General features: G+C 62.1%; 7 protein-coding genes. 3 read left to right on the top strand and 4 right to left on the bottom strand.

Going from position 1 to position 12,555, the window contains the following annotated elements; genetic code table 11:
• The first annotated feature begins 4 nt into the window (after window positions 1–4).
• Both U0034_RS25985 and U0034_RS25990 read left to right on the top strand, forming a co-directional pair.
• Window positions 5–805: an outer membrane lipoprotein-sorting protein gene (locus U0034_RS25985; protein ID WP_085229421.1), complete on the top strand. Its 801-nt coding sequence runs from the start codon at window positions 5–7 to the stop codon at window positions 803–805.
• Window positions 806–807: 2 nt separating this feature from the next.
• Entirely contained in the window at window positions 808–2,082 is a 1,275-nt protein-coding gene (locus U0034_RS25990; RefSeq protein WP_233211820.1) for a hypothetical protein, read from the top strand.
• A 25-nt stretch (window positions 2,083–2,107) separates the two neighbouring features.
• Here U0034_RS25990 and U0034_RS25995 read toward each other — a convergent pair whose 3' ends face one another.
• The 4 genes from U0034_RS25995 to katG all read right to left on the bottom strand — a co-directional run bounded on the left by U0034_RS25995 (window position 2,108) and on the right by katG (window position 9,012).
• Window positions 2,108–3,124, bottom strand: coding sequence for a zinc-binding dehydrogenase (locus U0034_RS25995; protein ID WP_085229422.1), 1,017 nt, complete (start codon window positions 3,122–3,124; stop codon window positions 2,108–2,110).
• A 570-nt stretch (window positions 3,125–3,694) separates the two neighbouring features.
• A complete protein-coding gene (locus U0034_RS26000) occupies window positions 3,695–4,837 on the bottom strand; it encodes an alpha/beta hydrolase family protein (RefSeq protein WP_085229423.1) in 1,143 nt (380 codons plus the stop codon).
• 218 nt (window positions 4,838–5,055) lie between these two features.
• Complete coding sequence (locus U0034_RS26005; protein WP_139831198.1) at window positions 5,056–5,943, bottom strand: helix-turn-helix transcriptional regulator; 888 nt, start codon at window positions 5,941–5,943, stop codon at window positions 5,056–5,058.
• Window positions 5,944–6,837: 894 nt separating this feature from the next.
• Window positions 6,838–9,012: a catalase/peroxidase HPI gene (gene katG, locus U0034_RS26010; RefSeq protein WP_085229425.1), complete on the bottom strand. Its 2,175-nt coding sequence runs from the start codon at window positions 9,010–9,012 to the stop codon at window positions 6,838–6,840.
• 761 nt (window positions 9,013–9,773) lie between these two features.
• Between katG and U0034_RS26015 the strand changes: the two genes are divergently transcribed.
• Window positions 9,774–12,545, top strand: coding sequence for a type VI secretion system Vgr family protein (locus U0034_RS26015; RefSeq protein WP_102622863.1), 2,772 nt, complete (start codon window positions 9,774–9,776; stop codon window positions 12,543–12,545).
• Window positions 12,546–12,555: the final 10 nt, after the last annotated feature.

Here is a 12,555-nt window from a genome sequence, read left to right on the forward strand (position 1 = left end):
CATTATGAAAAGCGGCGGTTATGGGCCCATTGTGCGGCTGTGGCTTCTCTTCTTGTTTTGCTCGGTCTATGGGCACGCCGTTGCGCAGACGGATGCCGCGAGGGCGCAGCAGCTGCTGGAGGCGAGCGACGCGATCCGCAACCCCGGGCGGCCGTTCAGTCTGACCACGACGCTGACCGAGTTCAGAGGGGGGCAACAGACGGGCACGAACACGCTCACGGTGTATTCGAAGGAAGACCCTGCAACGGGGCAGTTCAATAGCCTCGTGCGATTCGATGCGCCGTTGCGCGATGCGAACAAGCTGGTTTTGAAGAATGGCAGCGATCTGTGGTTCTACGATCCGAACAGTCAGGCGAGCGTGCGGATTTCGCCTCAGCAGCGGCTTTTGGGGCAGGCGGCGAACGGTGACGTGGTGACGGTCAATTTCGCAAAGGACTACGCTGCCACGGTGGCCGCCGAGGAGGACGTGCTCGACGGCGACCATCGCAACCGCCACGCGTACAAGCTCAAGCTGACCGCGCGTTCGCCGAGCGTGACCTACAACGCGATCGAAATGTGGATCGACGCCAGCACGCGGCAGCCCGTCAAGGCGCGCTTTTACGCGGAAAGCGGGACGCTGCTCAAAACCACGTATTACCGCAAATTCACGCAGGTGCTGGGCGCGGATCGGCCCACCGAAACAGTCATCATCGACGGATTGGATCCTGGCTGGGTGACCGTCATGCGCTATTCGAATTACGCATGGCGTGACATTCCGGACGAATGGCTTCAGCGAGCATATCTGCCGCACTTTCAGAGCAATTGAAGGTGACGGTGGGTCCGTTGCGCGCCGCCGTCGCGCTCGTTGCCTGGGCCGCGTTCGGGTGCCTGGCGCCTGAGGTCGCTCGCGCGGACAGCGACGCCGATGCACTTTCCTTGGCCGATACCGTCACGGCCAATACGTCGGCGCATCGCGATTGGCAATGGGCGTTCGAGGCGGGGGTTGGCAACTATAACGCCGCCAGTCAGACGACGAATGCCGTGCTTGCCGACAATGCGAGGCTGTCGTCGTCGGTCAGCTATGACGGTTCGCTCGCACCGAACTGGCGAGCGGTTTTTTCGAACCGGCTCGACGCGGGCTGGCGCGCGGGCGTCGGCCGGTACAACGCGGTCGATACGCTGAAGCAGGCGTACCTGAGCTGGCAGCCGAATCCAACGACGATCGTCGACGCGGGCCGCGTGAATTTGCGTGAAGGCGTTGCGCAAGGATTCAACCCGACGGACTTTTTCAAGACGAATGCCGTCCGGTCGATCGTTTCGATCGATCCCGCCAGCCTGCGCGAAAATCGCATGGGAAGCGTGATGTTGCGCGGCCAGGTGCTGTGGGCCAGCGGGTCGTTGAGCGGGTTGGTCTCGCCGAAGCTCGCTTCGCAACCGAGCAGCGCGACGTTCAATCCGGACCTCGGCGCCACCAACAATCAAAGCCGCTACATGTTGACGCTGACGCAGCGGCTCTTCGGGACCGTTGCGCCGCAGTGGCTGCTCTATGGCGGGGACGGCATCTCACCCCAGCTCGGTTTGAACGTCTCGCTGCTGACCGGGAGTGCCACCACCGCGTATTTCGAGTATTCGGGTGGACGAAGCGAACACCTTGCGGCAGGCGCGGGCGAATCGAAAGGATTCCATTCGAAGTTCGCCACGGGCTTTACCCACACCTTCCCGAACAATCTCTCCGTGACGATCGAATACGACTACGACGGCGCGAGCCCGGACCGGTCGGCATGGAACCGGCTCGCGTCCGACCCCGCGCGGTACTGGCGGTATCGGCGGGCAGCCAACGCCGCGCAGGAATTGATGACGCGGCAGGCGCTGTTCAACTACGTGACGTGGCAGGATGCGCTGATGCGGCATCTGGACCTCACGGCGATGCTTCATTACGACCTGGTGGACCACAGTTACTCGACGTGGCTCGAAGCGCGTTACCACTGGCCGCGAACAGACGTTGCGGTGCAATGGCAGACCAACCACGGCGCGTCGCAGAGCACTTATGGTGCCGACGCGCAAAAGCAGGTGGTGCAGGCGGTGGCAACGTTCTTCTTCTAGCGCCGCCCGGGCGGATGCCAGGGGGCTATGGACGAAGCACGACCTTGCCGAAATTGCGGCGTGAGTGAATGTGCCGATGCGCTTGAGCTGCATCCTCGAGTGCGAATACCGAATCGATGATCGGCATCACATGCCCGGACTCATACAATGCAAGCACTTCGGCAATGCCCGTGACGCAAATCTCATAACGTGACCACAACGCGGGCAGATGCAGGCCGGAGATCGATTTATTGGCCGTCATCAGCGTGATGGGTTCGATGCGTACCGTCGGATGCCAGAAACGAGCGAGCTGTAGCGGCGAAGCACCGGATTCGGTGATTGCACCGGCACCCCCCAGCAGAACGAGCCGGCCCAGCAGCGACAGGCTGTCGTAGCTTTCCCGGTACGACTTGCCGCCGGTCGAATCCAGTATCACGTCGACGCCCTTGCCGTTCGTCAATTGCCGCAGACGTGCGGGCACATTGTCCTTCGACGGATCCACGCAGACATCGGCACCGAAGAACTGCAGACGGGCATGCTTGCTTTCGCTGGAAAGGGCGATCACGCGGGCTCCGCGCGCCAGGCAGATCTGCAGCGCCGCCAGCCCCACGCCGCCGCCAGCCGAGTGGATGGCGACCGTCTCGCCGCCGCGAACGCCGGCGAGGCGATCCACGGCCACCCATGCGGTGAGGTAGCTGTTCGCGATGACCGCCGCCTCTTCGTCCGACATAAGGGGCGGTACTCGGAAGAGCCGGTCGGTGGGGCAGACCACATGCGTTGCATAGCCGCCGCTCGGGAGAGTCGCGAAGACGCGATCGCCCACTTTGAATTCCGTGACGTCCTGGCCGGATTCGACAATTCGACCGGCCACTTCGTAGCCGGGCACGAAGGGGAGTTCCGGGCCGTCCGGATAGATGCCGAGGCGAATGACGAGATCGGAGAAATTGATGCCGCTTGCCGAAACTTCGATCATGACTTCCTGTGCGCCGACCGCAGGCGCGGCGAAGGACTCGACGCACATCGTCTCGGGCCGTCCGAAGCTGCGAATAATCACGCGTTTCATGCGGATGCTCGTCCCTGTCGGTCTCGATGCAGCGCAATGCGCGAGTCAGGCGTGGCATGGGGGCGCTGAATAAACGGCAAGAGTGCGCTGCCATACACTGGGCGAATACGATGCAACCGGGATTGCCTCATACGTGTGCGAGCGGCTGGGGATTTGACGCTCAGTGCGTTCTTTTCGATGAGTGAAGCGAGAAAATCGGGAGCTTCCATGGTTATGCCCTCGCGAGGAACGTGGCGCGCTAATGCTGCTTAATTGCTATATCCGGTGTTTCGTCGGAATCAGCCGGTAATCGGATTCTATTGCCGTGCGCGACAAAAAAGGGAATGGCGGAGAACATTTGGGCAAGATGCGTTTAAATTGGCAAGATCGGTGAAACCAAAAGCGCATGAGGAACTGCCTGGCCGAGCTGGCATCGTCCGCAGGACATGTTCACCGCATAAAGTCGCAATGGGATGTGATTACATGCGGGCACGAGCACAGGCGCTCCCGCATGCGAATGGACGGTGACTACGGTTTGTCGGAAAAAGCGCTGCTGAAATGGACAAACCGTGGTTGTGTACAGCGTTTCTTTTACGGTGATTCGGAGGAGCGCGCGGCGAGCGGCGCCGTCGTACCTTTGCGGTCGATTAACGACGATTGAAAGAAATCGACTGCCGCGTCGATCGCGAGGGTGTGGGCTGCATCGCGGTCCACGCCGGGGGCTTCCTTGCAGAGGGCCGCATGGGTGCTTACCGCCGTGGCCACGCAGGTGTCGAGGAATGTTTCGTGTCTCGCACCCTCGATCATGCTGACGCGCGCGTGAGGCAGGAACTGCGCAATGTGAAGGATGTTGGCGGGAGGGGGCGCGGTGGTGTCGGCTGTACCCGCAACGAGCCTGATCGGGATCGCGATGCGCGCGAGGGACTGTTCGTCCAGTGCTTTGCCGAGTGCGGGAGCGAGGGCAAAGACCGCTTTCACACGCGGGTCCCGATAAGACGCGCCCGAGCGTTTCAAGGAGGCCACCGCACCGGCCGACAAGGGCTCGGCGCGAACGGGCTCGTTCTTCGCCGCTGGGGGGTGACAGGTCGAATCGGCGGCGGGGCCACGGCAATAGGACTCGAATGCCTGGAGATCGGTCCGGGCGCCGGCGAGTTCAAGGATCGTATAACCGCCGAGCGAGAAGCCGACGGCGCCGATTCTCTCCGGGTCGATGCGTTTGCCGAACGTCGGATCGGCGAGCATGCCATCCAGGGCCTCGCTCAGATCCGTCGCGCGTTCCCACCAGAGCACGAAGCCTTCGCGCGTCAGCGGCTCGAGTGCGTTGTTGCCAGGATGATTCACGCCGGCGACGATGTAGCCGCGCGAGGCGAGTGCGGCCGCGAGCCAGTCCAGTTCGTCGGCGCTGCCGGCCGTGCCATGCGAGAGCAGCAAGAGCGGATACCGCGCTCGATTCGTGGCAACCGCCGCATTGTCCGCCGCGGGATGGCCCCGGAAAATGGGATGCCCGGGCGGGCCGATATCGTGCGCAACCACCGGGGTGGTGCTGTCGGCGGGATACCAGATACGGGTCACAAGCGCGTTTGTCTGCGCGCCTCTCCATTCGCGCGGCGCGTCGGGCTTGAAGGTCCGGACGGTCTGGCCGACCCGGTATGCATCGTCCGCGTGGCGACCGGTATCGGCGTGAGCCCAGGATGCGGCGGTCAGCGCAATGGCGATGAGGCAACGGCGAAGCATAGCGGTCCTTACGAGTTTGTACGCGAAGCGTGAAGCGGACGTCCCGCAAGTATCCCAGATGCGTTGTTCGTTTGCGTAGCTTGTTGACGATCTCGTCTTTCCACGAGTGGTATCGCGCGGGAGGGCGGCCGAGGGCGGCCAAGTGGACGAGTGTGTTTTGTCATCCGCGCGCGATGGCGGTCAGGCGGGCGTGCCGGTCGTGGGCGCGGCAGGGGGCGTTACTGCGCCTCGTTCAGCAGAGTGCAGGCTTCGACTGCCTTGCAGCGCCAATGGCTTGGCGTGGTGCCGGTAATTTTTCGGAAGGCTCGGCTGAACTGGCTCGATCCGGCGAAGCCGACCGAGATCGCAATCGCCAGCAGATTCGCGTCTTGCCTCAGCATCATTTCTTTCGCACGTTCGATACGACGCGTGAGAATGTAGCGATAGGGCGATACACCGAAAGCCACCGTGAAGGAGCGAGAAAAGTAATACGGGCTCAATCTTACGAGATTGGCCAGATCTGTGAGGTGGATATCGGTTTCGAGGTGCTCGTCGATATAGCGAATCAACTGTTTCGCCTGGAACGAAGAGAGGCCGGATCGGGGAGAAACGGATGGCTGTCCAACGGAATATTGCAGGCCGAGATTGCGTACCTCGTGCAGACACGTCAGCGCAAGCGCTTCGATGTGCAGGCTGTTCAGCTCCTGGCTTTGCGCAACCTGAGCGATATGACGGAGCAGCGAAACGAGAAATGCATTACGTTCGGTCATTATCGGTACCAGACCGGAAAAAGGTTGGTGTACGGGTGACGATTTCGCTAATTCCGTTTCATCGATGGTGAGCACGGTTCTTTGCGTCGAACCGCTTTGATGAACGTTTGCGATGAACTCCACGCCGGCCGGCCGGAAGTCCACGCTGCCAAGCGCTTTGCCCGGGCGCACGACGCGGCGCCCGTTTACGACGAAATCGGCGACGCCGGGCTGGGCCTCGGTTTCCCACAAAACGAACACGTGCCGGCTATGCACCAGCTCCTGGCGGTAGGGCCCTTCGGGCTCGACCATCTTGCCGATTGTTCCCCAGGTGCCCAGCTTACGTAAGTGCAGTGCCTCGCCTGAAAAGGCGCTCAAGTCGCTATGATCCACAATGATCCCCGATGCGGGCAATGTACAGCGGTCTTTATGGCTTTCTTATGAAATGCTGCGGCGTGTCGACTGTCTCCTCGGTTTTATATTTAAACTGCTTTCATTCCGCCGGAGCCGCAATTGTCGCAGTGATGCTGCGGCAACAGTGTCGCGGCGGAGTACACCACAATGTTATTGCCTGATGTTATGTCTCCGGCTTCTTGGGCGAACCCTTCGGCGAACCTGGAAAGAATCTTTCTCGTGAATCTTCGCCTGCGCTTTCCGCCCGACCAAGCGGGCTTCGCCACAAAGCGCAGACGTTACGTCGCAAGCATTCGTGGCGCCCGGCGCGGATATGAATGACCGTTACCCGGCCGAAGCGTAGCAACTCGGACATCGGACAACTCGGCAATTACCCGAAAGGAAACTTGCGGAGTCGATATTTGAGCGGGATGTCGCGGCAATATTAAAACACAACTTTTGTGTCTGCGGTCAAAGCGGATTGCAATTATCGTCGTCGACTGCGGTTGAAATAGGGTGACCTGTCTGACCATTGCATGCTGATATCACATGTATCACCCACATAGCGGCGTGTTTGCGGAAGCGCTATTTCTATCCTACGAGGTCCGTGCGCGTTGAGGGTGAGCGTTTCCGGGATAGATGGCGTCGTGGAAACGCCGGGCCATGCAGGGCAGATGCGCGAGGCTCAGGTATGGAAGGAATCGTCTTCTCGTCGATGAAAACGGCCTGAGCGACGCATGCGAAGGCGACCGTGGGGCGCACGCGCGAGCCATCGGCACGGTGAGCCTTTACGGGAGGCGCACCTGCGCCGAGGACGAAGGCGTCGAAATCGCGTCTGCGCACAGGTGCTTTCGACGCCTTCCAGAAGCGTTGCACGGATTACGCGAGGTCGAACCGATCGAGGTTCATCACCTTCGCCCAGGCCGCCACGAAGTCGCGAACGAACTTCGCTTGCGCATCGGCGCTGCCGTACACTTCGGCCAATGCCCGCAGTTGCGAGTTCGAGCCGAAGACGAGGTCGACACGTGTCGCGCTCCATTTGAGCTGGCCCGTTGCGCGGTCGCGCCCTTCGAAAACGTCATTCGCTTCCGATACCGGCTTCCATTCCGTGCTCATGTCGAGCAGGTTCACGAAGAAGTCGTTGGTCAGCGCCTCGGGCTGCTTCGTGAAGACGCCGTGGCGCGTCTGACCGAAATTCGTGTTCAGCGCACGCATCCCGCCCAGCAGTACCGTCATCTCCGGCGCGCTCAGCTTCAACTGCTGCGCCTTGTCGATCAGCAACACCTCGGCCGGCACCGTGTATTGGCCCTTCAGGTAATTGCGAAAGCCGTCGGCGATCGGCTCGAGCACGGCGAACGATTCGACGTCGGTCTGCTCCTGTGCGGCATCCGCGCGGCCGGGCGCGAACGGCACCGTGACCTCGTGGCCCGCGTTCTTCGCTGCCTGCTCGATACCCGCGCAACCGGCCAGCACGATCAGATCGGCCACCGAGGCTTTTTTGCCGTCGCGCTGTGCCGCATTGAACGCGCGCTGGATGCCTTCGAGCGTTTCGATCACCGCCGCGAGCCGGGCCGGCTGGTTGACTTCCCAATCCTTTTGCGGCGCGAGACGAATGCGGGCACCGTTCGCCCCGCCGCGCTTGTCGGAGCCGCGGAATGTGGAGGCGGCGGCCCATGCCGTGGAAACGAGCTGCGAGACCGAAAGCCCCGTTGCAAGGATCTTGGCCTTCAGCGCGGCAGCATCGGCATCGTCGATCGCCGGGTGACCGACCGCTGGAATCGGATCTTGCCAGATCAGTTCTTCCGCCGGCACCTCCGGCCCGAGGTAGCGCGCGCGTGGCCCCATGTCCCGGTGCGTAAGCTTGAACCATGCGCGCGCGAATGCATCGGCGAACTCGGCGGGATTCTCGTGAAAACGTCGCGCAATCTTCTCGTAGGCCGGATCGAAGCGCAGCGAGAGGTCGGTCGTCAGCATCGTCGGCCGGCGCATTTTCGATGGATCATGCGCATCGGGAATGATGTCGGCCGAATTCCTGGCCACCCACTGGTGCGCGCCGGCGGGGCTCTTCGTCAGCTCCCATTCATAGCCGAACAGATTTTCGAAGAAGTTGTTGCCCCACTTCGTCGGCGTGGTGGTCCAGGTGACTTCGAGGCCGCTCGTGATCGCATCGCCGCCCTTGCCCGAGCCGAATGCGCTCTTCCAGCCGAGCCCCTGTTCCTCGAGCGGTGCCGCTTCCGGTTCGGGACCGACGAGCGCCGCGTCGCCGGCGCCGTGCGTCTTGCCGAACGTATGGCCGCCTGCGATCAGTGCGACGGTTTCCTCGTCGTTCATCGCCATGCGCGCGAACGTCTCGCGGATGTCGCGCGCCGCGGCGAGCGGGTCCGGATTGCCGTTGGGGCCCTCGGGGTTCACATAGATGAGGCCCATCTGCACGGCCGCGAGCGGGTTCTCCAGATTGCGGTCGCCGCTGTAGCGCTTGTCGTCGAGCCACTTCTTTTCGGCGCCCCAGTAGACGTCTTCCTGCGGCTCCCAGACGTCCGCGCGCCCGCCAGCGAAGCCGAACGTCTTGAAGCCCATCGATTCGAGCGCGACGTTGCCCGCGAGAATCATCAGGTCGGCCCACGAGATGTTGCGGCCGTATTTTTGCTTGATCGGCCACAACAGGCGCCGTGCCTTGTCGAGGTTGCCGTTATCGGGCCAGCTGTTGAGCGGTGCGAAGCGCTGCTGCCCGGCGCCCGCGCCCCCGCGTCCGTCCGCCGTGCGGTACGTGCCGGCGCTGTGCCATGCCATGCGGACGAACAACGGACCATAGTGGCCGAAGTCCGCGGGCCACCAGTCCTGCGAATCGGTCATCAGCGCATGCAGGTCCTGCTTCACTGCCGCAAGGTCGAGTGCCTTGAATGCTTCGGCGTAATCGAAGTCCGCGCCCATCGGATCGGATAGCGAGGAGTGCTGGTGCAGAATCTTCAAGTCCAACCGATTGGGCCACCAGTCCCGGTTCGTGGTGCCGCCACCGGCGGTGTGGTGGAAGGGGCACTTTGCTTCAGTCGACATCCTGTTCTCCATCGATTGTCTCGGACCTTGGGCCTGCAAGGCGATGCACGCGTCCGTCGCGCGTGTCGCCACGGGGTCGTGCCTGCCTGTCGAATCGAGTCGTCCGGCTGGCTCGCGGGGCCCGCGGGTGCTCGTTCGACTCGGCTCGTTCACTTCAATGCAGGAAGAGGATCGACGCTATCAGCAGTGCGTGGCAACTTGTTTTTTTAAATTGCTTCGATAGTTGAGGATTCGCACGGCGATCGCGTGCAATGCCCCGCGATCGGTGCGAAGGTGAGCCTTTGCGGGAGTAGGGTGCGGCTGTAAGCGGGCCCCCGGACTTTCGGCATTCCGCGTTGAAGTCATGCCATGTCTTGTACGGCAACAATTGTGCTCCCGCAAAGCCTCACCTAACGAGCGCGGCTCCCGTAAATGCTCACTTTGGCGGAGCCCCGCGCACGCAAGCGCATACGCCCCGTGCGGACTCTCGTCTATCCGGGGCGAGGCGCTCAGGTGCAGCCGGTATCGAGGCCAGTGTGCGATCTGCCAATGCGAACTGGCGGCCCTGCGGGGCACTGCTGAATCCGCGCGGCCTGCCATTGCCGATCCAAATACGTCAGCCCAAGAAAAGTCCACCTCCCTACTTTGGAATTGACAGATCTAACAGCGACCGGTAGTTTCCTGCCTCATTCCGAGGGCTGTTGTACATGCTTGGCGTGAGCTATTGGCTGCCGACGTGCGCATAGTCCGTATACAAAATGCATCGAAAATGAGAATAAGCCGTGAACTATCAAGACCTGCCACGCGTGTCGTTCGGGCCATTGCTGTCTCAAAATAACCGTGCGTTCCGCCTGAAATGGCCTAAATCGCGCCAGGAGTTGAATCAGCTTCTGCTGCCGCAGTATCTCGATATTGAGGAAACGCTCTGCGGGGGTATCGAGGGCAGCGTTTTATGCGTATCGCCTACCGCAGGCATTCCGCTGACCACGTTCATGGCTGTGCCGCTGGCGGTGCAGCTCGTGACGGACAGCGGCGGGCTGCGATCGATCTGCGGCATAGTCGCGGATGTACAGGAAGGCGAATCGGACGGCGGCCTTGCCGCCTACCGGTTGCGTATACGCGACGCCTTGTCGCTATTGGAGTTGCGCACCAAGACCCGCGTTTTTCGCGCGATGAGCGTGCTCGAAGTGGTGCGTACACTGGTCTGGGAATGGCGGAATAAGAGTTCCACCATTGCCGGCGCATTCGACATCGATATCTCGAACCTCCAGATCGACAAATACCCCTCTCGCGAACAGACAAATCAGTTCGACGAATCGGATGCGGCGTTTATACGGCGACTACTGCGGCGTGAGGGCATTGGCTGGTATATACAGGCGGGAAAGCCCGGTGAACAAGACCCGAGTAAAGTGACCGCCCCGATGCATACGCTCGTGCTGTATGACGATGCGAGCCAGCTTCGGCAATGCGCTGTCGGGACGGTACCTTACGGCCCGAACCCGACGGTCAGCCAGCGCGATGTGGTGAAGACGCTGTCGGAAGGGCGACAACTGGTGCCCGGCGCAATCCGGCGCTTTAGTCCCGACTACAAGTTCGACCATATGGAGCGCATACAGGGCCCGACGCGCTCCGACCAGGGCGAGGCCGGCAACGATCTGGCGCGCTTGCTGATGGACTCCCGCCTCGATTCCCCCCATCTCGCGAATTCGCCGGCCGACTATGAGCGCATGGGATTGGCAAGGATCAAGTCGCATGACGCACGCGCGGTACAGATCACGGGAGCCAGCGATATCCGCGACCTCACGGTGGGTACCTGGGTGACGGTGTCGGCACGCGACAGGCGCAATTCGCTCTCGACGAACGAGCGCGCCATCACGATCACGAGCCTCCATCATCGCGGCGAGAACAATCTGCCGAAGGATCTGAGCGAGCGCGCGCAGGCGCTCTTCGCAGCTGGCCGCTGGCCTTTCGAGCCGCCGCCGGTGTCCACGTCGACGCCGGCACGGCCCACCGTATTGGACCAATCGGCGGAGAGCCGGTACGAGAACACGTTCACCGGCGTACCCCGCGGCACTCCGCTCACGCCCGCCTACGATCCACGCGTCGATCTGCCCCGGGTCTATCCGATTACGGGCAAGGTGACGGCGCCCGACGGCGAAGAGGTGCATTGCGACGAGCAAGGGCGCGTGTACGTTCAGATCGTTGCTCTGGCTTCGGAAGACCACGAGCATGCGAAAGGGATGGGCACGAGCGGCACCGAAGTCGACAGTGCCCCGGTGCGCGTGTTGACCGGCTTGGCGGGCGACAACTTCGGCGAGAACTGGGCGCCGCGCAAGGGGATGGAGGTTCTGCTGGATTTCCAAGGCGGCGATCCCGACAAGATGTACGTGGCGGGAATCCTCCACAACGGCGCGAACATGCCGGCCACCTTCAACAACACCGGAGCCCTGCCGGGCAACCGATATGTGTCCGGCACCAAGACGAAGGAAATCAAGGGGCAGCGCTACAACCAGCTGCGTTTTGACGATACGCCTTCCGAAATCAGCGTCCAGCTGTCGAGCGAGCATGCGGCGAGTGAAGTCAATCTGGGCTACCTGACGCACCCACGCACGAACGGCGACGGCGAATACCGCGGCGAGGGCGCGGAGCTGCGCACCGATGCGGCGGCGGCACTGCGCGCGGCCAAGGGGATCTTGCTGACTACTTACGCGCGCAGCAAGGCGGCGGGGCATCAACTCGACCGGGACGAACTGACTCAACTGTTGAACGAATGCACGGAGCTTTTCAAGTCGCTTGGCGATTACGTCGGGCAGCACGGCGGCAAGGCGGCGAACACGACGGGGCAGAGCGCCGTTGCGGCCGCGCTGAAGACCTGGCAGGCATCGGGCTCAGGCGACACGCCAGGGTTGATGGCATTCGGTGCCCAGGCGGGCTGGGTGAGCGTGACGCCGAAAACGCACGTGACCTACGCCGGGGAAAACATCGATCAGGTTGCGCAGCAGGATTTGCAGCTCACGAGCGGCCAGCGGCTGAGCGCGACGGCCGGTCAAGGCATGCAATTGTTCGCGCGCGGCACCGGCGTACAGGCAATCGCGGGCGAAGGACCGGTGCTCGTGCAGGCGCAGGCGGACACGATCACGGCCAATGCGCAGAAAGGCATCAAGATCGCCACCAACGAAAACGAAGTGGTCATCACGGCGCCCACGATTCGACTGGTTGCGCAAGACGGCAGCTACATCAAGATCGGCGGCGGCGTCACGCTCGGCACGAACGGCGATATCAGCCTGCTGTCGGCATCGCACAAGTGGGGAGGACCGTCGACCCAGCAGGCGGCAAAGACGGCGTTCGACAATGCGCCCACCGATCAGCGGTTCAGGTTGCATTACCCGGGGGAAGACGGCGATAAGGCTACGGCGGCCAATCAGGCTTATCGGATCACGCTCGACGACGGCCGGGTAATCGAAGGCAAAACCGATGCGGGCGGCTTGACCGATATGGTGAAAGACGACGCGATGCGCATTTTGAAAGTCGACATTTTGAAGCCTTCACTGTGAGTGCGACGGG

Source organism: Trinickia caryophylli (assembly GCF_034424545.1).
Classification (GTDB): domain Bacteria; phylum Pseudomonadota; class Gammaproteobacteria; order Burkholderiales; family Burkholderiaceae; genus Trinickia; species Trinickia caryophylli.

Coding starts and splice junctions, on each gene's coding strand:
- U0034_RS26000 (WP_085229423.1), bottom strand. CDS start 4,837: ATGCTTCGCCGTTGCCTCATCGCCATTGCGCTGACCGCCGCATCCTGG.
- U0034_RS25995 (WP_085229422.1), bottom strand. CDS start 3,124: ATGAAACGCGTGATTATTCGCAGCTTCGGACGGCCCGAGACGATGTGC.
- U0034_RS25985 (WP_085229421.1), top strand. CDS start 5: ATGAAAAGCGGCGGTTATGGGCCCATTGTGCGGCTGTGGCTTCTCTTC.
- katG (WP_085229425.1), bottom strand. CDS start 9,012: ATGTCGACTGAAGCAAAGTGCCCCTTCCACCACACCGCCGGTGGCGGC.